This is a genomic window from Helicobacter pylori, from assembly GCF_001653455.1.
Taxonomy (GTDB): domain Bacteria; phylum Campylobacterota; class Campylobacteria; order Campylobacterales; family Helicobacteraceae; genus Helicobacter; species Helicobacter pylori_A.
Window position 1 is genome coordinate 1,461,345 of sequence record NZ_CP011486.1, and the last position, 26,791, is coordinate 1,488,135.

A 26,791-nucleotide genomic window follows, 5' to 3' on the forward strand; every position below is an offset into this window, starting at 1 on the left:
TTTGGTATAAAGGCTATAGAATTAGCGCTACAATACCCCCATGCAAAAAAAGATTTTTTTACTAGAAGACGATTACCTTTTGAGCGAGAGCGTTAAGGAATTTTTAGAGCATTTGGGCTATGAAGTGTTTTGCGCTTTTAACGGGAAAGAGGCTTATGAAAGGCTTTCGGTGGAGCGTTTTAACCTCTTGCTTTTAGATGTGCAAGTGCCTGAAATGAATAGCTTGGAATTGTTTAAACGCATCAAAAACGATTTTTTAATCTCTGCACCTGTGATTTTTATCACCGCCTTGCAAGATAATACCACTTTAAAAAACGCTTTTAATTTAGGGGCGAGCGATTATTTGAAAAAGCCTTTTGATTTGGACGAATTAGAAGCGCGCATTAAAAGATTTTTCAATGATGATCCTATAGAAATTGCACCTGATGTTTTTTATTCCCAGCATTCTTTGAATATTAAGGGGAAAAAAGAAATCCTAGCGCCTAAAACCGCTCAACTTTTAGAGTATTTTTTAGAGCATAAGGGGCAAATCATCAGCTCTCAAGTGTTAGAAAATAACTTATGGGATCAAGCGATTGATGACTCCACCTTACGCACTTACATTAAAGTGTTGCGCAAACTTTTAGGGAAAAATTGCATAGAAACGCACAAGGGGGTGGGCTATCGCTTTAACCCACTATGAAAAAAAATCCCTCAAACTCTTTTTAGGGACTTATTTAGGCTCTTCGTTTGTGTTAATGCTGGTGATTAGTATCTTAGCGTTCAACTATGAAAAAAACGAAAAAATCAAAATGATACGCATGGACATGGACAAAATGGCTTCTAAAATCGCTAGCGAAGTGATCCAATTGCACATGCAAACGCATGCAAATTACCACCACGCTTTAAACGCCCTCATTTCACGCTATAAAGACGCTTCCATAGCCCTTTTTGATAATCAAAGGCGTGTTTTGTATTCCAATATCCCTGAAAGCGCGGATTTGATTAAAAACCATAAAGAAGTGGGCTTTTTTAGTTTTAAGGGGGAGTATTACCTTATGACTGATGAAACTTTCGCTCATTTAGGCGTGGCTAAAATGCTTTTTAAAAACGCTAAACCCCTTCATTTTTCTTCTTTGTATCGTAATATTATTTTAGTGTTTGTCGTAGCGTTTTTATGCGTGATAGGGGTTTCTGTGTTTTTAGGGCGTTTGTTTTTAAAGCCCATCAGGAATGAAATCACGCGCATTGATCATTTTTTAAAAAACACCACGCATGAATTAAACACCCCCATGAGCGCTTTAGTTCTATCCTTAAAAACTTTAGAAGACAGCCAACAACACCGCCGCATTAAAATCGCTATCCAGCGCATGAGTTTTTTATACCGCTCGCTTTCGTATTTAGTGATGCAAGATATTGAGCACGAATCCCCCATGCTTTTAGATTTAAAAGCCCTAATCATTAAAGAAAACACGCTTTTTAGCGAGATGATAGATTACCACAAGCTGGAATTTAAAAGCGATTTAGCGGGGGTGGAGTTTAAGGCTAAAGAGCAGGATTTCCTTTCGCTTTATAGTAATCTATTAATGAATGCGATCAAATACAGCGTGGTGCATGGGTATATTCATATAGAGCTAACGCCTGAGTTTTTGAAAGTGAAAAATTTAGGGTATGAAATCCCTAAAGACAAGATCACTGAATTGAGCATCCGTTATGCGCGTTTCAATTCTAGCGTGTTGGGTTATGGTATAGGGCTAGATTTAGTGAAAAAAGTGTGCGAAAAGTATAAAATGCGTTTAGAAATTCACAGCGAGCCTTCTTTAAAAGGGTCGTTTCATGAAAATTCGTTTTGTATTTATTTTCAAGGATAAAAATGCTTTCAGTGTATGAAAAAGTGAATGCCCTAGATAAAAGGGCGCTTGAAGAATTGCTTTTGAGCGAAGATGTTTTAATGGAAAACGCTGCGATGGCTTTAGAAAGGGCGGTTTTAAAAAACGCTGCTTTAGGTTCTAAAGTCATTATCCTTTGCGGGAGTGGGGATAACGGGGGCGATGGCTATGCGCTTTCTAGGCGTTTAATGGGGCGTTTTAAGGTGCTAGTTTTTGAAATGAAGCCGGCAAAAAGCCCCATGTGCCAATTGCAAAAAGAAAGGGCCAAAAAAGTAGGGGTAATCATAAAAACATGGGAAGAAAATCATACCGATTTAGAATGCGATGCGTTAATAGATTGCGTGATAGGGAGTGCTTTTAAGGGCGAATTAGAGCCGTTTTTAAATTTTGAAAGCCTTTCTCAAAACGCGCGCTTTAAAATCGCTTGCGATATTCCTAGCGGGATAGATTCTAAAGGCAGAGTGGATAAAAGAGCGTTTAAAGCGGATACGACTGTCAGCATGGGCGCGATTAAATCATGTTTATTAAGCGATAGGGCTAAAGACTATGTGGGGGAATTGAAAGTGGGGGATTTGGGGGTTTTTCATGGCACTTATGAAAGCCCAACAGACACTTTTTTATTGGAAAAAAGCGATCTCAAATTGCCTTTAAGAGGGAAAAAAAACGCTCATAAGGGCGATTATGGGCATGCGCATGTTCTTTTAGGCAAGCATAGCGGGGCGGGGTTATTGAGTGCATTGAGCGCGTTAAGTTTTGGGGCTGGAGTGGTGAGTGTCCAAGCTTTAGAATGCGAGATAACTTCTAGTAACAAGCCTTTAGAATTGGTTTTTTGTGAAAATTTCCCTAACCAAACAAGCGCGTTCGCTCTTGGCATGGGTTTAGAAAATATCCCAAAGGATTTTAAAATATGGCTTGAGATGGCTCCATGCGTCTTAGATGCGGGCGTTTTTTACCACAAAGAAGTGTTGCAAGCCCTAGAAAAAGAAGCCGTTTTGACCCCTCACCCTAAAGAGTTTTTATCGTTATTAAAATTAGTGGGGATCAACATAAGCATGCTAGAATTACTGGACAACAAGCTAGAAATCGCAAGGGATTTTTCTCAAAAATACCCCAAAGTGGTTTTGCTTTTAAAGGGGGCTAACACCCTAATCGCTCATCAAGGGCGGGTTTTTATCAACACTTTAGGGAGCGTGGCTTTGGCTAAAGCAGGGAGTGGCGATGTGTTAGCAGGGCTTATTTTGAGCCTGCTTTCTCAAAAACACACGCCTTTAGACGCCGCTATTAACGCAAGCTTAGCGCATGCTATAGCGAGTTTAGAGTTTAAAAACGATTACGCTTTAACGCCCCTAGATTTGATAGAAAAGATTCAATTATTATAAAAGGATGGATAATGAATAGCGTGGAACAATCGCAACGATTGCTAGAAATTGAAAGGATCGTGCTTTCAGGCATTGTGTTTGCAAACCATAAGATTGAAGAGATCCATAGCGTTTTAGAGCCTAGCGATTTTTACTACCCGCCCCATAGATTGTTTTTTGAAATCGCTTTAAAACTCCATGAAGAAAATTACCCGGTCGATGAGAATTTTATCCGCCAAAAAATGTCTAAAGACAAGCAAATCAAAGAAGAAGATCTAGTCGCTATTTTTGCGGCAAGCCCCATAGACAATATTGAAGCTCATATAGAAGAGATTAAAAACGCCTCCATTAAACGAAAACTTCTTACTTTAGCCAACACCCTTAGAGAGCAATCCCTAGAAAGCTCGCAAAAATCCAGCGATATTTTAAACGCCATAGAGCGAGAAGTCTATACGCTTTTAAATGGCAGCACGATAGAGGGCTTTAGGGATATTAAAGAAGTGCTTGCAAGTGCGATGGATCTCATTACAGAAAACCAAAAAAGGGGGAGTTTAGAAGTTACCGGTATACCGACTGGCTTTGCTCAATTGGATAATTACACGAGCGGTTTTAATCAAGGGAGTTTAGTCATTATAGGCGCAAGGCCGTCTATGGGTAAGACTAGTTTGATGATGAACATGGTCTTATCCGCGCTCAATGACGATAGGGGGGTAGCGGTTTTTAGCCTGGAAATGTCAGCGGAGCAACTCGCTTTAAGGGCGTTATCAAGCCTCACTTCCATTAACATGCATGATTTAGAAAGCGGGAGGCTTGATGATGATCAATGGGAAAATTTAGCCAAATGTTTTGATGATATTTCTCAAAAAAAACTTTTTTTCTATGATAAAAGTTATTTAGGGATCAATCAAGTCCGCTTGCAACTACGAAAGCTTAAATCCCAGCACAAGGAATTAGGGATCGCTTTTATTGACTATTTGCAACTCATGTCAGGGAGCAAAGCCACTAAAGAACGCCATGAGCAAATCGCTGAAATTTCAAGGGAGCTTAAAACTTTAGCCAGAGAATTAGAAATCCCTATTATAGCGTTAGTCCAACTCAACCGCAGCCTAGAAAACAGAGACGATAAGCGCCCCATTCTTTCAGATATTAAAGACAGCGGGGGGATTGAACAAGATGCAGATATTGTCTTATTTTTGTATAGAGGCTATATTTATCAAGTGAGGGCTGAAGACAACAAAATAGACAAGCTTAAAAAAGAAGGCAAGATTGAAGAAGCGCAAGAGTTGCGTTTAAAGGTTAATGAAGAAAGGCGTGTCCATAAGCAAAATGGCAGCATTGAAGAGGCTGAAATCATTGTGGCTAAAAATAGGAATGGGGCTACAGGAACGGTATATACGCGCTTTAACGCTCCTTTCACGCGCTATGAAGACATGCCTATAGATCCTCATTTAGAAGAAGGGCAAGAAACTAAATTTGAAATGCCCATAACTTGAAAGACAAAACCTTTCAAGGGGCGTTTGAACTTCTTTCAACCCCCAAAGAATACTTGTGGTGTGGGGTGGTTTTAAGCCTTTTGTTTGCCATTAACCTCTATGTAGAATACTTGAATTACCAAAAGCTTGATTTTTCAAAACCTACCAGTTTGGACGCTCAAATCTTGTTGCAATACCCTAAAACGAACAACCAAAAATCCTATTTCGTCTTAAAACTCCAATCTAAAGGCATGATTTTTTACACCACCATTAAAGAGCCTTTAAAAAACCTCCAATACCGCCATGCGCATTTTTTTGGCAAAATCAAGCCTTGCTCGTTTTTGGAGTCGTTAAAATCATGCTTTTTTCAAACCTTTTCTTTTTCTTTAACACGCAAACATGATTTTAAATCTTACTTGCGCCACTTGATTGATAGCGTCCATGAAAACGCTTTGGTTAGCAATTTGTATCGAGCGCTTTTTATAGGGGATAGCTTGAATAAAGATTTAAGAGACAAAGCCAACGCGCTAGGGATCAACCACTTATTAGCCATTAGTGGGTTCCATTTAGGGATTTTGAGCGCGAGCGTGTATTTCCTTTTCTCTCTCTTTTATACTCCCTTACAAAAACGCTATTTCCCTTACAGGAACGCTTTTTATGATATAGGGGTTTTGGTGTGGGTTTTTTTGCTAGGGTATTTATTGCTGTTAGATTTTTTACCCTCTTTTTTCAGGGCGTTTTTAATGGGCTTATTAGGGTTTTTGGCATGCTTTTTTGGGGTAAGGATTTTGAGTTTTAAACTTTTGATTTTAGCATGCTGTATCGCTATCGCTCTGCTTCCTAAATTGCTCTTTAGCGTGGGGTTTTTGCTTTCTGTTTGCGGGGTGTGGTATATCTTTTTATTTTTAAAACACACTCAAGCCTTTTTTAAAACCCCCTCTTTTTGGATGCGATTTTTTCAAGTTGTAAGCTTGAGCGCGCTGGTGTTTTTAAACATGCTCATTATTGTGCATGCCTTTTTCCCTATGTTTTCGCCCTACCAACTTTTTAGCATTCCTTTAGGGTTGGTTTTTATCGTGTTTTTCCCTTTGAGTTTGTTCTTGCATGCGGTGGGTTTGGGGTCTTTATTGGATCAAATGTTAAGCATGCCTTTAATAATCCCCACAATCTCTATTTTTTCGCCCTTATGGCTTTTAGGGGTGCATTTGTTTTTAACGATTCTAAGCGCGCGATTTTTTAAAGTCTATTTAAGCATGCATGTTTTAAGCGCGGGCTTTTTCTTGTATTGTTGCTATCAATATATTATAATGCCTAGTTCAATGGTAGGGGGTTAAGGGCAATATCATGTTAAATTCAAGCGTGCCTTAAGGGTTTATAGAAGTCATTTACTAGGGATCAAATAATTGCTTAAAAAAATCACGCACAAAATCAAAGCCTTAAGCGAATTGGTCGCTTTGGAGCATACGATATTTTCTAGCATGTTTTTACTCATGGCTATGGTCATAAGCTCCTATCAAAAAAATCAAACGCTCTTTTTTGGGCTAGAAACCTTAATCCTTTGTTTTTTAGCCTTACTAGGGGCGAGAAATTTCGCTATGGGGTTTAACCGCTTAGTGGATAGAGATATTGATAAGGACAACCCAAGGACGAAAAACCGCCCAAGCGTAGATGGCCGGATTAGCGTTAAGGGCATGGTGGTTTTTAGCGCTTTAAACGCCCTTTTATTCGTGGGTGTGAGCTATTTCATTAACCCTTTAGCGTTCAAGCTTTCTTGGCCTTTTTTAATCATTTTAGGGGGGTATTCGTATTTCAAACGCTTTTCTTCTTTGGCGCATTTTATCGTGGGTTTGGCTCTAGGGCTAGCCCCCATTGCCGGGAGTGTGGCGGTTTTAGGCGCGATCCCTTTATGGAATGTTTTTTTGGCTTTAGGGGTGATGCTATGGGTGGCAGGGTTTGACTTGCTCTATTCTTTACAAGATATGGAGTTTGATAAAGAAAGGGGCTTGTTTTCCATTCCTAGTCAATTAGGGGAAAAATGGTGCTTGAATCTCTCAAGGCTCTCGCACCTTGTAGCGCTGATATGTTGGCTTTTTTTTGTAAAGTGCTATAATGGGGGGCTTTTTGCGTATTTAGGTTTGGGGGTTTCAGCCTTGATTTTACTCTATGAACAGATCTTAGTGGCTAGGGATTATAAAAACATTCCTAAGGCTTTTTTTGTGAGTAATGGCTATTTGGGGGTGGTGTTTTTTATTTTTATCGTCCTTGATGTGGGGTTCAAACATGCATGAGTTGGTTTTAAAAACCCAAGCTTTAGGGTTTGAAACCCGTTTAGTCCAATGCGATCTATCGCTTTCTTATGAAAGGTTTATTTCTAAAAGCAAACGCTCTTTAGCGATCTTAGAAGAATTTGATTTGTTAAATTCTGGCTTTGATTTTTCACGCTTGAAAGTGGAAAACGACACTTTGGAATTGCTCAAAGCAATGTATCTTAAACTAGAAAAATTAGAAAGCTTGCTTTTAAAGGAAAAATTGCTTGGATTGGAGCAAGATAACCGCATCATAGCGTTAGGGCATGGATTAATTTGCGTGAAAAAACAAAGCTTGATAGCGCCTCAAACTTACTACGGGCGTTGCGTGTTAGAAGGGAAAATCCTAGCCTTTTTTGGCGTGGCTAGGGATAAGAGCGTTTTAGAAATCACGCGCATGCACGCCCTAGACATTAAGCGTTATGATTCTTTCATTGTCCATAGCGAAAGAAAAGGGTTAAAATTATGAACGGGAGCAATCATGTTATCTTCTAATGATGTGTTTATGGTCGTTTTAGGGGCGATTTTATTGGTGTTGGTGTGCTTGGTGGGGTATTTGTATTTTAAAGAAAAAGAGTTTTACCATAAAATGAGGCGTTTAGAAAAAACCTTAGACGAATCCTATCAAGAAAATTACATTTATTCTAAACGCTTGAAAGAATTAGAGGGGCGTTTAGAAGGCCTTTCTTTAGAAAAAAGCGCTAAAGAGGATAGCTCATTAAAAACGACCCTTTCGCACCTTTATAGCCAGTTGCAAGAAATCCAAAAATCCATGGATAAAGAGTGCGATTATTTAGAAGAAAAAATCATTATTTTAGAAAACAAATTCAAAGACATGGGGCATTATGCCGCTAGCGATGAAATCAATGAAAAACAGGTTTTGAAAATGTATCAAGAAGGTTATAGCGTGGATTCTATTTCCAAAGAATTTAAAGTGAGTAAGGGCGAAGTGGAATTTATACTGAACATGGCAGGGTTAAAATGGTAGCTTTAAGCAACGCTCTTTCAAGGGTTTTTGGCTTTTTGGCTGGCTATGAATTCCCTTCTTTTATCCAAAAATGCATCAACGCCCTTTATGTTAAGATTTTTAAAATTGATTTGAGCGAGTTTGAGCCTTTGGGAAATTATAAGAGTTTGAACGCTCTTTTCACACGCTCTTTAAAAAAAGAACGGCCCTTTGACAAAGCCCCTAATATTTGCATTGCACCATGCGATTCTTTGATCACCGAATGCACTTTTTTAGACAACGATACTGCTTTACAGATTAAAGGCATGCCCTATAAAGCGCATGAATTGGTGGGCGAAATCAACCCCTTAGATTCTTCTTTTTTCTATGTGAATTTTTACCTTTCGCCTAAAGATTACCACCACTACCACGCCCCTTGCGATTTGGAAATTCTAGAGGCTCGTTATTTTGTGGGGAAATTATTACCAGTCAATAAGCCCTCATTAAATAAAAACAAAAATTTGTTCGTGGGCAATGAAAGGGTGGCGCTTGTTGCAAGAGACATTCAAGGCAATCAATTGTATTTTGTGGCGGTAGGGGCGTTGAATGTGGGTAAAATGCGGTTTAATTTTGATAAAAATATCCAAACTAACGCTAAAGCCCGTTTCACGCAAACCTATTCTTACAGCCCTCCCATTAAGGTGAAAAAGGGGGATAATTTAGGGAATTTTGAAATGGGATCTACCATTGTTTTATTCATTCAAAACACCGCTTTTAAAGATTTAAGGGAAAAAAGCGTGAAGTTTGGGGAAAGTATAGGGGAATTTCATGCCAACTGATAACGATTTAAAAACTTCTATTTTAGAATTGTTAAACGATTTGGACGCGCTTTTAGTGGCTCATTTTTATCAAAAAGATGAGATTGTAAAATTAGCCCACCATGCAGGCGATAGCTTGGAATTGGCTAAAATCGCAAGCCAAAGCGATAAAAACCTCATCGTGTTTTGCGGGGTGCATTTTATGGGTGAGAGCGTGAAAGCCCTAGCCTATAACAAACAAGTGATCATGCCCAAACTCTCATGCTGCTCTATGGCGAGAATGATAGACAGCCAATATTATGATAAGAGCGTTAGCCTTTTAAAAGAATACGGGATTAAAGAATTTTACCCTATCACTTATATCAATTCTAACGCTGAGGTGAAAGCCAAAGTCGCCAAAGATAACGGCGTGGTTTGCACCAGCAGGAACGCTTCTAAAATCTTTGATCACGCCCTAAAACAAAATAAAAAAATCTTTTTTTTACCCGATCGGTGTTTGGGGGAAAATCTAGCCCTAGAAAATGGTTTAAAAAGCGCGATTTTAGGCGTGAATAGTCAAGAAGAAATTAAAAACGCTGATGTGGTTTGTTACAACGGCTTTTGTTCGGTGCATCAGCTCTTCAAATTAGAAGACATTGAATTTTACCGCCAAAAATACCCGGATATTTTAATCGCTGTCCATCCAGAGTGCGAGCCTAGCGTAGTTCAAAATGCTGATTTTAGCGGATCAACGAGTCAAATCATAGAATTTGTAGAAAAGTTAAGCCCCCATCAAAAAGTCGCCATAGGCACTGAAAGCAATTTAGTCAACCGCTTGAAAGCCAAGCGAAACCATCAAAACACTTTTATCCTTTCTAGCACGCTAGCGCTCTGTCCTACCATGAATGAAACGACTTTAAAAGATTTGTTTGAAGTCTTAAAGGCCTATAAAAACCATAGGGCTTATAATACGATTGAATTAAAAGATGAGGTAGCGCGCTTGGCCAAACTCGCTTTAACTAAAATGATGGAGTTGTCATAATGGAAATTAGAGCCTTTTTAGAATGCGCTTTAAAAGAAGATTTAGGGCATGGGGATTTGTTTGAAAGGGTGTTAGAAAAGGATTTTAAAGCCACGGCTTTTGTTAGGGCTAAACAAGAGGGCGTGTTTTCAGGCGAAAAATACGCTTTAGAATTGTTGGAAATGACTGGCATTGAATGCGTTAAAAACATTAAAGATAAAGAGCGTTTCAAGCCTAAAGACACCTTAATGGAGATTAGGGGGGATTTTAGCATGCTTTTAAAGATTGAGCGCACCCTTTTAAATCTGCTGCAACACAGCAGCGGGATCGCCACTTTAACGAGTCGTTTTGTAGAAGCTTTAAATTCTCACAAGGTGCGTTTGTTGGACACACGAAAAACCAGACCCCTTTTAAGGATCTTTGAAAAATATTCCGTGCTTAATGGGGGAGCGAGCAACCACCGCTTAGGGCTAGATGACGCTTTAATGCTTAAAGACACGCATTTAAAGCATGTGAAAGATTTAAAAAGCTTTTTAACGCATGCCAGAAAGAATTTGCCTTTCACGGCTAAAATTGAAATTGAATGCGAAAGCTTTGAAGAGGCTAAAAACGCCATGAATGCGGGAGCGGATATTGTGATGTGCGATAACATGAGCGTTGGAGAGACAAAAGAAATTGCCGCTTACAGAGAGGCGCATTACCCCTTTGTCTTGTTAGAAGCGAGTGGGAATATCTCGCTAGAGAGCATCAACGCTTACGCTCAAAGCGGCGTGGATGCCATTAGCGTAGGGGCTTTAATCCATCAAGCCACTTTTATTGACATGCACATGAAAATGGCTTAAAAACTTTAAAAGGGGTTATTGATATGCTAAAAAAATATTTAGAAGGCATTAAAAACATCACGCCTAAAGAGAACGAACTCATGCACCGTCGCCCTTTAGAAGACTTACTTATAAGTTTAAAAGACAATTTCAATAAAGAATTTAAGATTGAACATGAGCCTAACAGAGACAAACAAGGGGGTCAGCCTGATTTTCGCGTTTCTTATCAAGGGCTTAACATCGGCTATATAGAAAATAAAAGGGTAGGGACTAATCTTAGCCAGCTCTTAAAAAGCGATCAAATCATTAAATATTTAGAATTGAATCCCAACCTCATGCTCACCGATTACCTTAATTTCGTGTGGGTAGGGAAAGATGAAGAGGATAAGCCTTTAATTAAAAAGGAAATCTCTATCGCTAGCCTTGATGAACCCTCTAAACCCTTAAAACCCACACCACAAACCGAGCGCGATCTCATTGAATTTTTTAGAGGCTTTTTCAACTATGAAGCAGCGCCTATCGCTAACGCCAAAGATTTTGCAACGCATTTAAGCGCGCCCACCAAGCATTTAAAAAACGCTTTAATCCAATACCAAGAAAAACCGCAAGTTTCTAGCATTTTTAACAATTTTAAAGAATATCTTTATGAAGAATTGAGCTTTGAAGATTTTAGCGATGCATTCGCTCAAACGCTCACTTACAGCCTTTTTCTAGCCAAGCTCAACCACCCCTTTGAAAAAATCAATTGGGATAACGTGAGGAGCTCCATCCCTAAAAATTTCGCCGTGATCAGAGAGATGGCGGATTTTTTAAAGAGGCTTGATGGGATCAGAGAAATCCAATGGCTTTTAGATGAAATTTTAATCTTAATCAATCATGTTGATATGGGCTCTATTATTAAAGATTTGAATGACGATAAAGACCCTTATTTGCACTTTTATGAAACCTTTTTAAGCGCTTATGACCCTAAATTGCGAGAGAAGAAGGGCGTGTACTACACCCCAGATTCTGTGGTGAAATTCATCATTAACGCTTTGGATAGCCTGCTCAAAACGCATTTCAAAGACGCTCCCTTAGGCTTAAAAAGCGCTTTAGATAACGAGAACATCAAGCTCTTAGACTTTGCTACCGGCACAGGCACTTTTTTATTGGAAGCGTTCAAAAAAGCGTTAGAAGTGAGAAAAACAAGCGATGGGGGCATCTCCACTAAAGAAGACAAATACCAAAACCTCTTAAAGCAATTTTATGGGTTTGAATACTTGATCGCTCCTTATGCGATCGCTCATTTGAATCTCAGTCAAGCCTTTAAGGAGGAATTTAAAAGGCCTCTCAAAGAAAACGATGCACTCAAAATCGTTTTGACCAACACCCTCATACAGCCTAGTGAGATCGCCGCTTATCGGGGGCTAAACCCGATTTTTGAAAAAGAACTTTTAAGCGCTCAAGAAATTAAGAAAGATGAAAAGATCCTTATCATCACCGGTAACCCCCCTTATAGCGGGGCGAGCAGCAATAAAGGCTTGTTTGAATGGGAAGTGAGAGCCACTTACGGCATAGAGCCTAAATTTCAAACTATAGAAACCAAGAAAAATGTTAAACTCACCGACGAAATCCAAACGCTTTTAAAGAACATTCAAGCCCAAAAACAAGGTCACGAAGACGACAGCAAAAAAGCCCTAAAGACACTTAAAAACCTCCATTCTAAATACAAACTGCAAAAGGAGAAAAACCCTAAATGGCTTTTAGATGATTACGTGAAATTCATGCGTTTCGCTCAAAACAAGATCGAATCATTAGGGCATGGCCTTTTTGGCTTCATCTCTAACAACAGCTTTTTAGATAACCCGACTTTTAGGGGGTTAAGGCGTTCTCTTTTAGGATGCTACGATGAGCTTTATATCTTAAACTTGCATGGAGGCGCTAGGAAAAAGGAGCTAACCCCACAAAACACAAAAGATGAAAACGTTTTCAATATCATGCAAGGCGTCTCCATTAACCTCTTTGTCAAAAGCCCGCAAGCAACCAAGCCAAAAATCTTTTATTATGATGTGTATGGCGAAAGGGCTGAAAAATACGCTTTTTTAGCCCAAAACGATTTGAATAGTATTGAATGGCTTGAGCTTACCCCAAGAGAGCCTTTTTACTTACTCATACCCCAAGAAACGCTCTTGATAGAGGAATACGAGCAAGGGTTTAGCGTTCAGGAGATGTTTCAAGTTGGAAGCACCGGTATTTGTTCTCAACGAGATCATGTCGTTTTCCATAAAGAAAAAGAAAGCTTGCTAAAGCTTTTAAAAGATTTTTCAACCTTAGAGCCTAGCGAGTTACGCAGAAAATATGAAATCAAAAAAGATGGCAGAGATTGGCGATTAGAATATGCTATTAAAGATGTTAAAGCAAATGCTAATAACCTAGAAGAATACATTGTTTTGTGCCAATACCGCCCTTTTGATTTTTACTACACTTATTATACCGGTAAATCAAAGTCTTTTATCGCTTATCCACGAGACGAAGTTTTTAAGCACATGTTACCCCCCCCCCCCCCAACAAGCTCTAAAACACCCAATCAAACGCGCAAAAATGTCGTGCTCAACACCCCACGACAAAGCAAAATGCATGGCGAATGGCGTTATGTGATGGTGCATAAAGAATTAGTTGATATAAATCTAATAGCTTCGGCAGGAAGCATGGGGGTAGGAGTTAATTACCCCCTTTATCAATTCAACAACCCCAACTACACCGAAAATTTTACGCCAGAGTTTAGAAACTTTATAGACAAGCATTATAACCACGCTTTTGAGCCGCTAGAGGTTTTAGGCTATATTTATGCGTTATTGTATTCCCCAAACTACCGCAAGCGTTATGAAGACTTTCTCAAAGCCGATTACCCTAAAATCCTTTTCACAAACAATAAAGACTTATTTAGAGCCTTAAGCCTTTTAGGGATTGAATTGATCGGCTTGCATGTTTTAAACCAAGAAAGCCTGAATTACAGCTTTGAAAAATTAAAAGACGCTACCATAGGCGAATCCTACTATAAAGAAGTGCACGAGCGTAACCCCATGATCTCCAAAAAGCCCTCTTATAACGAGCCAGAACAACGCCTTTATATCAATAGCAGCGCTTATTTTAAGGGGGTGAGTAAAGAAATTAATGATTACATGATAGGGGGGTATGGCGTTTTAGACAAATATTTAAAAAGCCATCAAAACGAGCCTTGCGACTTTGATCATGTAACTAACATCATTAAAGTCATCGCACGCACGATTGAAATCCAAAAAACGCTGGGTATTTTAACGAGCGACCTACCCCATTTAGAAGGGAATAATCATAAAGCATTAACGCAAGAAATCTTGCAAAATCCACCCCCCCCCCCATTTAACGCCAATATCGCCCTTATCTTATCGCGCCAAGCCAAAGCCATCGGAGACTCTGACTTTGATGCCGCATTCATCAGTAGAAACGCAAGCGATAACAACATCTACCGCAGAGGTGGGGGATCGGTTTTCCCCTTATTCTGTATTATCTAATCTCGCTCTTATTTGCGATAGAGGCTCTAAAGTAAGCCCTATTTCTAATCTTTTTGTAACGAACATGCTTTGCGATTTGCATTTGAATGGATCAGGGAGTTATGCGTTTTTGTTGTTTAGGCTTAAAATGAGTGAATGAGTGGGCATATTATCTAAATTTTAGATAGAATAAACGCAAAAAATTGAATAAAACCTTAAAGGTGATTCTTTCTAATCTCAAAAATGGGTGGTGTTATTAAAGATGACAAAACGACTTTTTAAAGGGTTGTTAGCGGTTTCTCTTGCTGTGAGTTTGCATGCTGGTGAAGTTAAGGAAAAAAAGCCGGCCAAACCGACTAAAGAAGATCCGCAAGAATTAGCGGCTAAAAGGGTGGAGGCGTTCAATCGTTTCACGAATGTGGTTACAGAAATTGAAAAAAAATATGTGGATAAAATCAGCATTTCTGAGATCATGACTAAAGCGATTGAAGGCTTGCTTTCTAATTTGGACGCGCATTCAGCGTATTTGAATGAAAAGAAGTTTAAGGAATTTCAAGCCCAAACCGAGGGCGAATTTGGGGGGCTTGGGATCACGGTGGGCATGCGCGATGGGGTTTTGACCGTTATTGCCCCTTTAGAAGGCACTCCCGCTTACAAGGCTGGGGTTAAATCAGGCGATAATATTTTAAAAATCAACAACGAAAGCACGCTAAGCATGAGCATTGATGATGCAATCAACCTCATGCGCGGCAAGCCAAAAACTCCTATCCAAATCACCATTGTAAGAAAAAACGAGCCAAAACCTTTGGTGTTTAATATCGTTAGAGACATTATTAAAATCCCGTCTGTTTATGTGAAAAAGATTGAAAAAACCCCCTATTTGTATGTGAGAGTCAATTCTTTTGATAAAAATGTTACCAAATCGGTTTTAGACGGCTTGAAAGCTAACCCTAAGGTTAAGGGGATTGTGTTGGATTTAAGGGGCAATCCTGGAGGCTTACTCAACCAAGCGGTAGGCTTGTCTAACCTCTTCATTAAAGAGGGGGTTTTAGTTTCTCAAAGAGGCAAGAATAAAGAAGAAAATTTAGAATACAAAGCCAATGGCAGAGCCCCTTATACCAATTTGCCTATAGCGGTGTTAGTCAATGGCGGTTCAGCGAGTGCGAGCGAGATTGTCGCAGGGGCGTTGCAAGATCACAAACGGGCCGTGATTATCGGTGAAAAAACCTTTGGTAAGGGAAGCGTGCAAATGCTGCTCCCTGTCAATAAAGATGAAGCCATTAAAATCACGACCGCGCGTTACTATTTACCCAGTGGGCGCACCATTCAAGCTAAAGGCATCACGCCTGATATTGTGATTTATCCGGGTAAAGCCCCAGAAAATGAAAACAAATTCAGTCTGAAAGAAGCGGATTTGAAACACCATTTAGAGCAAGAGCTTAAAAAACTTGATGATACCAATAAAGATTCTACCTCTAAAAATACGGATAAAAACAAAAAAAGCGAAAAAAGCGAAGAAGAAAAAGAGGTTACTCCTAAAATGATCAACGATGACATTCAGTTGAAAACCGCTATTGACAGCTTGAAAACCTGGTCTATCGTTGATGAAAAAATGGATGAAAAAGCGCTTAAGAAGAAATAAAAACTCATGGGGTTTTTATTTGAAAAATCATTAATGGGTTTTTGTATCCATTCAATCAAAATCATTAGCTTGATTTTAAGCCTTCTAGCCACCTTTTTGGCGGCTGATGATGCCAATCAAAATGCAAACAAGCCAGAAGAAATCAAGGCTAAAGTGGCTTATGTGAAAATCCCCCAATTAGAAGATTTAGAAAACAACCCGGTTTATATCGGTCAAACCATAGGCGTAACTTACGATTTATTGTTGTTTGATGCAGAGTTTTTGGAAGCCAAAATCAAAGACGGGTTGGATAAAACCCAAATTGAGCTTTTAAATAAAATGCCTAAATGGAAAAAGGTGGAACAAGAGCTTTTTAGAGCGACTTATTATTACAAGATTAAGGGCGTAAAAGCGAGCATTCCGCCTTTAGAAGTGAGCGCGTTTTCCAATAAAGACAAATACATAGATCATTCCATAGCCCCAAAGGTTACTTTGCAAGTAACGGATTTATCCCAAAACCCTCGTTATGCAAAAATCATGGCGAAAGATTTGCAAGTCTTGCAATACAAAACCAAAGATTATGACGATAAAAACAATATTTTGGTGATGGAATTAGCGTTCAAAGAAGCCACTTGGGAAGATTTTCACATTAAAGAAGCGATCAAACAGGGGTTTGATAACGCCTCTTTGAATCAAATCAAGGCTAAAGAAGGCAGCGTTTTTTATTATTGCGTGTTGCCTAAAACCCTTCAAAGCCTTTCTTTTGATTATTTTTCGCTTTCTAACAGGCAGTTTAAGACTTTGTCTTTTTCTGTCATTCCCACTCAAGACACTACCGGTATTCAAAGCGATCTCGTCCCTAAAAACAATTTTTTAGTCTTTTCTAATGTGGCATTGCTCGCTTTATGCGTGTTTTTCTTGGTGTTGTTTTTTATTTTTGGGCGCAAACTCATTTTTTTAGGGCTTGGGGTTTTGTGCTTGGGGTTTGTTTTGTATCATCTTTTATTTGCACAAAAATCAGCCGTTTTGCTCGCTCACAAAAAGATCCGCATTTTGCCCACGCAAAATTCCACCATTTTAGGGCTTTCTAAAAATGAAATGCCCATTAAAATCTTAGGCTCGCATGATGATTATTATAAAATTCTAACACCGCATGAACAAATAGGATGGGTCAAAAAAGATGAAATCAAATAAAAAGTCCAATCGTTTGAGAGCGATTTATAGGGCTTTAGTGATCGCTATAGGGCTAGCTGTTATCATTGTTTTCAATTATTTTAATCGTAAGAATAATAACGCGCGCTCCAGCCGTAAAACTTGCGCATGTTTTTTCCCTCTCACAGGGGTTACTTTAGAAAAAATAGGCGCTTTTGATACGGACGCTAAACTCATTGTTTTAAACCACCAAAGCCTGTTAGACATTATTTATTTAGAAGCCTACCACCCTAGCAATATTTGTTGGATCGCTAAAAAAGAGCTGGGTGAAATCCCCTTTTATGGGCATGCTTTAACGGATACCGGAATGATTTTAATTGACAGAGAAGATAAAAAGGGGATCGTGAGCCTTTTAAAAGCGTGTCAAGAAAAACTAAACCAAAACCGCCCGTTAGTGATTTTTCCTGAAGGCACTAGGGGAAAAGGAGGAGAAAAATTCCTCCCTTTCAAGCAAGGGGCTAAAATCATCGCTGAAAAATTCCAGCTCAAAATCCAGCCGATGGTGTTAATCAATTCCATTAAAATCTTTAATTCCAAGCCCCTAGAAGCCTATAAGGCCCGCACCCGTTTGGTCATGCTAGAGGGTTATACGCCTGATTTTAACTCGCCCACCTGGTATGAAGAATTAGAAGAACGCATGCAAAAAGAGTATTTGAAGCACTACCATGAATTAAACGCATGAAGCTTTTTGATTACGCTCCTTTAAGCCTAGCTTGGCGGGAGTTTTTGCAAAGCGAATTGAAAAAGCCTTATTTCTTAGAAATAGAAAAACGCTACCTAGAAGCCCTAAAAAGCCCTAAAACCATTTTCCCTAAAAGCTCGCATTTGTTTCATGCATTCAATCTAACGCCCCCTTATGCGGTGAAAATCATTCTTTTAGGGCAAGATCCCTACCATTCCACTTACCTAGAAAACAATCAAGAATTGCCTGTGGCGATGGGGTTGAGTTTTAGCGTGGGAAAAAACGCCCCCATCCCTCCAAGTTTAAGGAATATTTTTAAAGAATTGCATGCGAATTTAGGCGTGCCTGTGCCTTGTTGTGGGGATTTGAGTGCATGGGCTAAAAGGGGCATGCTGTTATTGAACGCCATTTTAAGCGTGGAAAAAAATCAAGCCGCTTCGCACCAATATATTGGCTGGGAAAATTTTAGCGATAGGGTATTAGCGCGTCTTTTTGAAACGACTTCCCCTTTAATCGTGGTGTTATTAGGGAAAGTCGCCCAAAAAAAGATCGCGCTAATCCCTAAAAATAAACACACCATCATCACAGCCCCCCACCCAAGCCCACTGGCTAGAGGGTTTTTAGGGAGTGGGGTTTTTACAAACATTCAAAAAGCTTATAGAGAAATTTATCGCAAGGATTTTGATTTTAGTTTGTGATTAATGTTTAGGATAGAACCCCTTAAGAATGTTTTTATTTAAGAGCATTTGTGATAAAATACCAATTTTTAAATAAAGGGAAAACATGCCAATTAAAATCGCTATCAACGGGACAGGGCGCATTGGTTTGTGCGCTATAAGAGTTGCCAGCCAAAGAAAAGATATAGAAATCGTTGCAATCAATTCTACCGCTGAAACAGAAACTCTTTTGCACTTGCTCCGCCATGATAGCGTGCATGGGCATTTTGAAGCCAAGCTGAATGCTGATAGGACTTTGAGTGTTGGGCATAGTAAAAAGATTGCAGTGTTGAGCGAGCGAGATATTAACAAACTTGATTTTTCTGTCGCTAACGCAGAAATTGTCATAGAATGCACCGGCAAATTCAATTCCTTAGAAGCTTCAAGCGCCCATCTTAAAAACAGCGTGAAAAAAGTCATTATTTCTGCTCCTGCACAAAATGCGTCCACCTTTGTCTATGGGGTGAATCACACCCATTACCATAACGAAAGCGTGATTTCTAACGCCTCTTGCACGACTAACGCTACCGCTCCTTTATTAAAAATCCTAGATGAAGCCTTTAAAGTAGAAAACGCGCTTTTAACGACCATTCACAGCTACACCAACGATCAAAACCTCCTAGACACCAAACACAAGGATATTCGGCGCGCTAGAGCGGCTGGCTTAAATCTCATCCCTACAAGCACCGGTGTGAGCAAGGCTATTTCGCTAGTTTTACCGCACCTAGGTCCTAAGATTACAGGTCTTGCGATTAGAGTGCCTACCCCTAATGTGAGCTTGGTGGATTTGTCTTTGAGCTTTAAAAAAGCCGTGAGTAAAGCAAGCCTTCAGCATGTGTTTAAAGAAGCTTGCAAGCATGCCTTTAAAGGGATTGTGAGTGTTGATGAAGAAAGGCTTGTTTCAAGCGATTTTATTTCTTCGCCTTTTAGCGCGGTTATCATTGATGATCAAATCATGACAATAGGCGAAAAAAATGCTAAAGTATTGGCATGGTATGATAATGAAATGGGTTATAGCGAGCGCTTGATAGACATGGCGCAATATATAGCACAAAATTAAAAGAAAGGATTTTTCATGTTAGCTAAAATGTCGTTTATGCAAAACGTTAAAAACATTCAAGAAGTGGATGTCAATCATAAAAAAGTGCTTATTAGAGTGGATTTTAATGTGCCTTTAGATGAAAATTTGAATATTACTGATGACACGCGCATTAGAGAGAGCTTGCCTACCATTCAATATTGCATTGACAATAAGGCTAAGGATATTATTTTAGTGAGCCACTTGGGCCGCCCTAAAGGGGTTGAAGAAAAATTGAGCTTAAAGCCCTTTTTAAAACGCCTTGAAAGACTCTTAAATCATGAAGTGATTTTTTCTCAAAATATTGCGCAACTCAAACAAGCTTTAAACGAAAACGCGCCCACAAGGATCTTTCTTTTAGAAAATATCCGCTTTTTAAAAGGCGAAGAAGAAAATGATGAAAACCTGGCTAAAGATTTAGCGAGCTTGTGCGATGTGTTTGTGAATGACGCTTTTGGCACGAGCCACAGAAAGCATGCCAGCACTTACGGCACGGCACAATTCGCCCCTATCAAAGTGAGCGGGTTTTTACTCAAAAAAGAAATTGATTCGTTTTATCAAGCGTTCAACCACCCTTTACGCCCTTTATTGTTGATTGTAGGGGGGGCTAAGGTCAGCTCCAAACTCACCTTATTGAAAAACATTTTAGATCTCATTGACAAGCTCATTATTGCCGGAGCGATGAGCAACACTTTCCTAAAAGCTTTAGGCTATGATGTGCAAGATTCTTCTGTAGAAGACGCTTTATTAAAGGACGCCCTAGAATTATTACAAAGCGCAAAAGAAAAAAAAGTCAAAGTCTATTTGCCCATAGACGCCGTAACCACTGATGATATTCTTAACCCCAAACACATTAAAATTTCGCCCGTTCAAGACATTGAGCCTAAACACAAGATCGCTGATATAGGGCCTGCGAGCATGAAATTATTTTCTGAAGTCATAGAGAGTGCGCCCACCATTTTATGGAATGGCCCCTTAGGCGTGCATGAAAAACAAGAATTTGCTAGAGGCACGACCTTTTTAGCCCACAAAATCGCTGACACCTACGCTTTTTCGCTCGTGGGTGGGGGCGATACCATTGATGCAATCAATCGCGCGGGCGAAAAGGACAACATGAGCTTTATTTCTACCGGTGGGGGGGCGAGTTTGGAATTGTTAGAGGGCAAAATTTTACCTTGTTTTGAGGTTTTGGATAAACGCCATTAACTCTAAGGATCGCTTATGGTGAATGTGTTTTTCAAACAGCAAAAATTTGTCATTAAAAAACGCTTTAATGATTTCAATGGTTTTGATATAGAAGAAAATGAGGTTTTGTGGTTTGAATTAATCAACCCCACGCCTAATGAATTAGCCACTCTAAGCCAAGAATACGCTATCCACTACAACACGGATCATTCCCAAAGAGTCTCATCAGTAACTAAATATTGGGAAGACAGCTCCAGCGTTACGATCAACGCCTTTTTTACCAATCAAGATGAAAATGAGACTTTCCACACGGAAATGGCGACCTTTATCTTGTCTAACAACATTCTTTTCACGATCTATTATGGGACTTTAGAAATCTTTGATTCTATCCAAAAAAAGGTTTTGGCTAGCCCTAAAAAATTTGAAGACGGGTTTGACATTTTAACCAAAATCTTTGAAGTGTATTTTGAAAAAGGCGTGGAATGTTTGGAGTGGATCAACAAACAAACGAGCTTGTTGCGTAAAAACATCATTTTCAAAGAAACTTCTACGCATGATGATATTTTAGTGCGTTTGTCCAATTTGCAAGAATTTAATGTGGCTTTAAGGGATTCTTTTTTTGACAAACGGCGCATTATCACCGCTTTATTAAGGAGCAATAAAGTGGATAGCGATACGAAAAATAACTTAAATATCATTTTAACCGACTTTAGCTCGTTAGTGGAGTCTACAACGGTCAACCTCAACTCGCTTGATAACATCCAAAACCTCTTCGCTTCTCAAGTCAATGTGGAACAAAATAAAATCATCAAGCTTTTCACTGTGGCGACCATGGCGATGATGCCCCCCACTTTGATCGGCACGATTTATGGCATGAATTTTAAATTCATGCCAGAATTGGAGTGGCAATACGGGTATCTTTTCGCGCTGATTATCATGGCGATTTCTACGATTTTACCGGTGATTTATTTCAAAAAGAAGGGCTGGTTATAACTCTTCATGGAGTTTTTATCTTCACTCTTAGACGCTCTTTCTACAACGCATGGCATAGTCTCCTTGGCTACGCTCACGCTTTTAGAGATCATTTTAGGGATTGACAACATCATTTTTATCACGGTGATGGTCTATAAACTCCCCAAACACCAGCAAAATAAGGCCATGATTTTAGGCTTGGGTTTAGCGATGCTCACGCGCATAGGGCTTTTGGGGGGTTTGTTTTTCATCAGCCATTTGCAAAAGCCTTTATTCACTATAGCGGGCATGAATTTTTCATGGCGTGATGTGGTGCTGCTTGCAGGGGGGGCGTTTTTGGCTTTTAAGGCGTTAGTGGAATTAAAAGATCAGATTAGCCCTAAAGAAGAAAAGCACCAAAAAAAAGCGTTTGGCTTTTTCATCACTTTAATAGAAATCACATTTTTAGACATTGTCTTTTCTTTGGACTCCGTGATCACGGCTATTGGGATCGCTAAACACTTAGAAGTCATGGCGTTTGCTATCGTTTTGTCTGTAATCGTGATGATGTTTTTTTCCAAAATCGTTGGCGATTTTATTGAAAAGCACTATCGTGTCAAAACTTTAGCCTTTGTGTTTTTGCTCGTTGTGGGCGTGTTCTTGTTTTTAGAAGGCTTGCATTTGCATGTGGATAAAAATTATTTATATGCGGGTATTGGTTTTGCCTTGCTCATAGAATGCTTAAACATTTTCATAGAAAAGAAAATCAAAAAAAGCTAGGTTTTTTAAGATTGAATGAATTATTTATAAAAGGTTTTCGCGTTTTTTTAAGTGCGGGCAACTAAATTTTTAGCGAAATTCATAAGTAGGGGGGTATTTTGCGATATTCTAAAGTGCTTTAAAAATTATTGTTTGATTAAAATCAAGCTCTTTTATAACCAACGCTTAATAAAACAAAATCATAAACAAACGCCATAACCCACCAAACACAAACCTAATATTAGTAATAAAAGACTAAAAAAAAACACAAAGAGCGAAAACATAGCCCTAAAAGTAGGGGAAGGCTAAGAGCTTTATAAGAATTAAAACCATTTAATGGGGTAGCCCCTACCAACAGTCAGGGAAATAGTAACCCAAACCGCATCAAAGAATGGTAGCGCAAAAGAAAAAGACCAATCAAAAACTTGATTTTATAAGATAGATGGATTTAAGGGTTATTTTAATGGGTCTTTTGGAGCGTTTAGATAGCCTTTGATTTTAAACTATCTAAAAATTTTTTAAAAATAAGCCTTATTTGAATTTTAAAAATAGGGTTTTGGTTGCTTTAAGCTCATTTTTAATAGAGTAGGGGCAATAATCCCCCTTAAAACCCTAACTAAAATCTCCTAACCCATAAGATCGCCTTAAAAAACTATCGCTTGCTGTTTGTGAGTGTTTTTAATACCTCATTGCTCCAACTCCCATGCATCTTTTAAAGAAGCGTTTTTAAGCTTTAAATTCAAGCTCCCCTCAATCCATTGAGCGCTAGCCCCCTTTTCATTATTATCAAATAAAAACACCCCTAAAAAGCCTTTAGGGGTTTTAATCAGGCTCAATTCCACGCTAGGGAGGATTATTTTGCTGTCAGGCTTGACTTCAAAGGCTAGGAAAAAGGGGCGGTTGTTTTTAAAGTCATAGCCGTTTTTGGTGTATGAATAGCCAGGAGCGCTTTGCAAGATGCCTTTTTGAGTTTCCACGCTAAAAGAATCCAAGTAATAAAACCCAGGCTCTAGCTTGATGGATTGGACTTTAGCTAAAGGGTAGCTGTTTTTCCATAAAAGCATGAAACGATTACTCCCTAGCATGAATAAAGGTCCCCTAGGGTCTTTGAGCTTTATTTTAGGGTTTTTTTCAAGTAATTCATTGTGTTTAGTGATCGCTTCTCTATCCACTTTACGCCAATAAGTGCGCACGCTTTGGCCTTGATGCGCGATATAAATACCCACTAAACCAGAATGATGGCCTTTAGGGGGCAAACAAGAGGCCAATAAAAGAGCCAATAACAAACTCACAACATGAAACTTCAAACAAATTCCTTAAAAAGAATGGTGGTTGAATGCTAACATGCTAAAACTAAAACCCTTATAAGTTATGGATAAAAACTTAAAGAATAGGGTAAAATAAACGCATGCGAATAGACAAATTTTTACAATCAGTGGGTTTAGTGAAACGGCGCGTTTTAGCGACAGATATGTGTAATGTGGGGGCGGTGTGGATCAATGGGAGTTGCGCTAAGCCCAGTAAAGAAGTGAAAGTAGGCGATGCAATTAGCTTGCACTATTTAAAGGGGATAGAAGAATACACGATTTTACAAATCCCTACTTTAAAAAATGTGCCACGAAAAGACACGCACCTTTATATCGCTCCCAAAGTAAAAGATCAATGAAACAAAAGATCGATAAAGCAAAACATTAATAAAGGAACAATCCATGAAAGAATATAAAGACACCCTAAACTTAAACACAACCACCTTTTCTATGAAAGGGAATTTGAGCGTCAACGAGCCTAAAACTTACGCCAAATGGCAAGAACAACAAGCGTTTAAACGCATGCTAAATAGGAAAGATAACCATGGGGATTTCACTCTGCATGACGGACCGCCTTATGCGAACGGGCATTTGCATTTAGGGCATGCATTAAATAAAATTTTAAAAGATATTGTCGTTAAAAGAGAATATTTTAAGGGGAAGAAGGTTTATTTCACGCCCGGTTGGGATTGCCATGGCTTGCCTATTGAGCAACAAATTTTAGAGCAATTAGAAAAAGAAAAAACAAGCCTAGAAAACCCCACGCTGTTTAGAGAAAAATGCCGAGATCATGCAAAAAAGTTTTTAGAAATCCAAAAAAATGAGTTTTTGCAACTAGGCGTTTTGGGGGATTTTGAAGATCCTTATAAAACCATGGACTTTAAATTTGAAGCGAGCATTTATAGGGCTTTGGTGGAAGTGGCTAAAAAAGGGCTTTTGAAAGAGCGCCATAAGCCTATTTATTGGAGTTATGCGTGCGAGAGCGCTTTAGCGGAAGCTGAAGTGGAATACAAAATGAAAAAATCGCCCTCCATTTTCGTGGCGTTTGGGTTAAAAAAAGAGGGTTTAGAAAAGTTAAAGGTTAAAAAAGCGAGCCTAGTGATTTGGACGACCACGCCTTGGACTTTGTGCGCGAATGTGGCGATCGCTTTGAAAAAAGACGCTATTTATGCACTCACCCAAAAAGGCTATTTAGTCGCTAAAGCCTTGCATGAAAAATTAGCCGCTTTAGGGGTGATAGATAGCGAGATTACGCATGAATTTAATGCTAATGATTTAGAGTATTTGAGTGCGACAAACCCTTTAAATCAAAGGGATTCGCTAGTGATTTTAGGCGAGCATGTGAGTTTAGAAGATGGCACAGGAGCCGTGCATACCGCGCCTGGGCATGGTGAAGACGACTATCATTTAGGCTTAAAATACAACCTAGAAGTGTTAATGCCCGTAGATGAAAAGGGTTGCTATGATGAGAGCATTATCCATAAGAAATTATTAGATGAAAGCTATTTGGGCGAGCATATTTTTAAGGCTCAAAAACGCATTATAGAGCAATTGGGCGATTCTTTATTGTTAGAACAAGAGATCGAGCATTCCTACCCGCATTGTTGGAGGACGCACAAGCCTGTGATTTATAGAGCGACGACGCAATGGTTTATTTTAATGGATGAGCCTTTTACCCAAAATGACGGCTCTCAAAAAACTTTAAGAGAAGTGGCTTTGAATGCGATTGAAAAGGTGGAATTTGTGCCAAGCAGCGGGAAAAACCGCCTAAAAACCATGATAGAAAACCGCCCTGATTGGTGTTTGAGCCGGCAAAGAAAATGGGGCGTGCCGCTAGCCTTTTTTATAGACAAACGCACCAATAAGCCTTGTTTTGAAAGCGAAGTTTTAGAGCATGTCGCCAATCTCTTTGAAGAAAAAGGCTGTGATGTGTGGTGGGAGTATGATACAAAAGATTTATTGCCCCCTAGTTATCAGGATAACGCCAAACATTACGAAAAAGTCATGCACATTTTAGACGTGTGGTTTGATAGCGCTAGCACCTTTAAGGCGGTTTTAGAAGACTATCATGGGGAAAAAGGGAAAAGCCCTAGCGATGTGGTTTTAGAGGGAAGTGATCAGCACAGGGGGTGGTTTCAAAGCTCGCTTTTACTGGGCTGTATTTTAAACAACCAAGCCCCTTTCAAAAAGGTCATTACGCATGGCTTTATCGTAGATGAAAAGGGCGAGAAAATGAGTAAATCCAAAGGCAATGTGGTGTCTTTAGACAATTTGCTCAAAAAACATGGGAGCGATGTGGTGCGTTTGTGGGTGGCGTTTAACGACTATCAAAACGATTTGAGGGTCTCTCAAACCTTTTTCGCTCAAACAGAACAACATTACAAGAAATTCCGCAACACTTTGAAATTCTTGCTCGCTAATTTTAGCGATATGGATCTTAAACATTTAGAACACTCCTTTGATTTTAGCCCTTTAGATCATTTTTTACTAGAGGCTTTAGAAACAATAAGCGCTGAAGTCAATAGCACGTTTGAAGAGCATGATTTTGTGAAAGGCTTGAACATTTTAATGGCGTTTGTTACCAATGAATTGAGCGGGATTTATTTGGACGCTTGTAAGGATAGCTTGTATTGCGATAGCCTCAGTAACAAAAAACGCCAGGCCATTCAAATGGTCTTACTCGCTGTTGCTAGCAAATTGTGCTACTTTTTAGCCCCCATTTTAACGCACACGATTGAAGAAGTTTTAGAGCATAGCGAGACGCTTCGCGCGTTTTTACAAGCCAAAGATGTGTTTGATTTGAAAGATATTAATATTTTAGAAAAACTCCACCTTAAAGAATGCAAAAAACCAGAAAATTTTGAAGCCCTTTTAGCCTTGCGCTCTGCTTTTAATGAAGAGTTGGATAAATTGAAAAAAGAAGGCGTAGTTAAAAATTCGTTGGAATGCGCTATTGAAGTGGAAGAAAAAGCGTTGCGTGAAAATCTAGTAGAAGAATTGCTGATGGTAAGCTTTGTAGGGCCTGCGAAAGAAAAAATAAGCGAGACTTTAACATTCACGCTCTTTAAAGCCCCCTTTTTCAAATGCCCCAGGTGTTGGCGTTTTAAAAGCGAGCTAGAAAACACCCCTTGCAAGCGTTGCGAACAGGTTTTAAAAGAACGACAATGATAAAGGAATAGGGC

At 39.2% G+C, this 26,791-nt stretch carries 23 protein-coding genes; 22 read left to right on the forward strand and 1 reads right to left on the reverse strand.

Going from position 1 to position 26,791, the window contains the following annotated elements; translation table 11 throughout:
• The first annotated feature begins 40 nt into the window (after positions 1 to 40).
• From crdR to AA977_RS07065, 20 genes are all read left to right on the forward strand, one after another.
• The gene (gene crdR / locus AA977_RS06970) at positions 41 to 682 is read left to right on the forward strand and encodes a copper response regulator transcription factor CrdR (RefSeq protein WP_064435090.1); all 642 of its coding nucleotides are present in this window, start codon (positions 41 to 43) and stop codon (positions 680 to 682) included.
• Complete coding sequence (gene crdS / locus AA977_RS06975; protein ID WP_154811957.1) at positions 663 to 1,850, forward strand: copper-sensing histidine kinase CrdS; 1,188 nt, start codon at positions 663 to 665, stop codon at positions 1,848 to 1,850. The genes crdR and crdS overlap by 20 nt, the downstream gene beginning before the upstream one ends.
• A 2-nt stretch (positions 1,851 to 1,852) precedes the next feature.
• Complete coding sequence (locus tag AA977_RS06980; protein WP_064435092.1) at positions 1,853 to 3,247, forward strand: bifunctional ADP-dependent NAD(P)H-hydrate dehydratase/NAD(P)H-hydrate epimerase; 1,395 nt, start codon at positions 1,853 to 1,855, stop codon at positions 3,245 to 3,247.
• 11 nt (positions 3,248 to 3,258) lie between these two features.
• Entirely contained in the window at positions 3,259 to 4,719 is a 1,461-nt protein-coding gene (locus AA977_RS06985) for a replicative DNA helicase (protein WP_064435093.1), read from the forward strand.
• A complete protein-coding gene (locus AA977_RS06990) occupies positions 4,716 to 6,032 on the forward strand; it encodes a ComEC/Rec2 family competence protein (protein WP_064435094.1) in 1,317 nt (438 codons plus the stop codon). Before AA977_RS06985 ends, AA977_RS06990 begins: the two co-directional genes overlap by 4 nt.
• Positions 6,033 to 6,143: 111 nt before the next feature.
• Positions 6,144 to 6,986 (forward strand): menaquinone biosynthesis prenyltransferase MqnP, encoded by an 843-nt coding sequence (gene mqnP, locus AA977_RS06995; protein ID WP_253764826.1) that lies wholly within the window; start codon positions 6,144 to 6,146, stop codon positions 6,984 to 6,986.
• Entirely contained in the window at positions 6,979 to 7,473 is a 495-nt protein-coding gene (locus tag AA977_RS07000) for a hypothetical protein (RefSeq protein ID WP_064435096.1), read from the forward strand. Before mqnP ends, AA977_RS07000 begins: the two co-directional genes overlap by 8 nt.
• Positions 7,474 to 7,485: 12 nt before the next feature.
• Complete coding sequence (locus tag AA977_RS07005; protein WP_064435097.1) at positions 7,486 to 7,992, forward strand: DUF6115 domain-containing protein; 507 nt, start codon at positions 7,486 to 7,488, stop codon at positions 7,990 to 7,992.
• On the forward strand, positions 7,986 to 8,789 hold the full coding sequence (locus AA977_RS07010; RefSeq protein WP_064435098.1) for a phosphatidylserine decarboxylase: 804 nt from the start codon (positions 7,986 to 7,988) through the stop codon (positions 8,787 to 8,789). The genes AA977_RS07005 and AA977_RS07010 overlap by 7 nt, the downstream gene beginning before the upstream one ends.
• Entirely contained in the window at positions 8,779 to 9,789 is a 1,011-nt protein-coding gene (gene nadA, locus AA977_RS07015) for a quinolinate synthase NadA (protein WP_064435099.1), read from the forward strand. Before AA977_RS07010 ends, nadA begins: the two co-directional genes overlap by 11 nt.
• Positions 9,789 to 10,610, forward strand: a complete 822-nt coding sequence (gene nadC, locus AA977_RS07020) for a carboxylating nicotinate-nucleotide diphosphorylase (protein ID WP_064435100.1) — start codon at positions 9,789 to 9,791, stop codon at positions 10,608 to 10,610. Before nadA ends, nadC begins: the two co-directional genes overlap by 1 nt.
• Positions 10,611 to 10,633: 23 nt before the next feature.
• Positions 10,634 to 14,119: a type ISP restriction/modification enzyme gene (locus AA977_RS07025; protein WP_064435101.1), complete on the forward strand. Its 3,486-nt coding sequence runs from the start codon at positions 10,634 to 10,636 to the stop codon at positions 14,117 to 14,119.
• A gap of 241 nt (positions 14,120 to 14,360) precedes the next feature.
• Positions 14,361 to 15,740 carry a S41 family peptidase gene (locus tag AA977_RS07030; protein WP_064435102.1) on the forward strand — a complete coding sequence of 460 codons (1,380 nt, stop codon included), beginning with the start codon at positions 14,361 to 14,363 and terminating at the stop codon, positions 15,738 to 15,740.
• 6 nt (positions 15,741 to 15,746) lie between these two features.
• On the forward strand, positions 15,747 to 16,913 hold the full coding sequence (locus tag AA977_RS07035) for an SH3 domain-containing protein (protein ID WP_064435103.1): 1,167 nt from the start codon (positions 15,747 to 15,749) through the stop codon (positions 16,911 to 16,913).
• Positions 16,900 to 17,613 carry a 1-acyl-sn-glycerol-3-phosphate acyltransferase gene (locus AA977_RS07040; protein ID WP_064435104.1) on the forward strand — a complete coding sequence of 238 codons (714 nt, stop codon included), beginning with the start codon at positions 16,900 to 16,902 and terminating at the stop codon, positions 17,611 to 17,613. Before AA977_RS07035 ends, AA977_RS07040 begins: the two co-directional genes overlap by 14 nt.
• Positions 17,610 to 18,311 (forward strand): uracil-DNA glycosylase, encoded by a 702-nt coding sequence (ung, locus tag AA977_RS07045; protein ID WP_064435105.1) that lies wholly within the window; start codon positions 17,610 to 17,612, stop codon positions 18,309 to 18,311. The genes AA977_RS07040 and ung overlap by 4 nt, the downstream gene beginning before the upstream one ends.
• 85 nt (positions 18,312 to 18,396) lie before the next feature.
• Positions 18,397 to 19,389 carry a type I glyceraldehyde-3-phosphate dehydrogenase gene (gap, locus tag AA977_RS07050; protein ID WP_064435106.1) on the forward strand — a complete coding sequence of 331 codons (993 nt, stop codon included), beginning with the start codon at positions 18,397 to 18,399 and terminating at the stop codon, positions 19,387 to 19,389.
• Positions 19,390 to 19,404: 15 nt separating this feature from the next.
• On the forward strand, positions 19,405 to 20,613 hold the full coding sequence (locus AA977_RS07055; RefSeq protein ID WP_064435107.1) for a phosphoglycerate kinase: 1,209 nt from the start codon (positions 19,405 to 19,407) through the stop codon (positions 20,611 to 20,613).
• Positions 20,614 to 20,628: 15 nt separating this feature from the next.
• Entirely contained in the window at positions 20,629 to 21,585 is a 957-nt protein-coding gene (gene corA / locus AA977_RS07060) for a magnesium/cobalt transporter CorA (RefSeq protein ID WP_000248507.1), read from the forward strand.
• 6 nt (positions 21,586 to 21,591) lie between these two features.
• A complete protein-coding gene (locus tag AA977_RS07065) occupies positions 21,592 to 22,323 on the forward strand; it encodes a TerC family protein (RefSeq protein ID WP_064435108.1) in 732 nt (243 codons plus the stop codon).
• A gap of 665 nt (positions 22,324 to 22,988) precedes the next feature.
• Here the strand turns inward: AA977_RS07065 and AA977_RS07070 are convergent.
• Complete coding sequence (locus AA977_RS07070; protein ID WP_064435109.1) at positions 22,989 to 23,609, reverse strand: hypothetical protein; 621 nt, start codon at positions 23,607 to 23,609, stop codon at positions 22,989 to 22,991.
• 101 nt (positions 23,610 to 23,710) lie between these two features.
• On the opposite strand from AA977_RS07070, the gene AA977_RS07075 reads away from it, so the two are divergent.
• Both AA977_RS07075 and ileS read left to right on the forward strand, forming a co-directional pair.
• Complete coding sequence (locus tag AA977_RS07075) at positions 23,711 to 23,968, forward strand: RNA-binding S4 domain-containing protein (RefSeq protein WP_033604402.1); 258 nt, start codon at positions 23,711 to 23,713, stop codon at positions 23,966 to 23,968.
• 43 nt (positions 23,969 to 24,011) lie between these two features.
• A complete protein-coding gene (gene ileS, locus AA977_RS07080) occupies positions 24,012 to 26,777 on the forward strand; it encodes an isoleucine--tRNA ligase (protein ID WP_064435110.1) in 2,766 nt (921 codons plus the stop codon).
• Positions 26,778 to 26,791 lie beyond the last annotated feature (14 nt).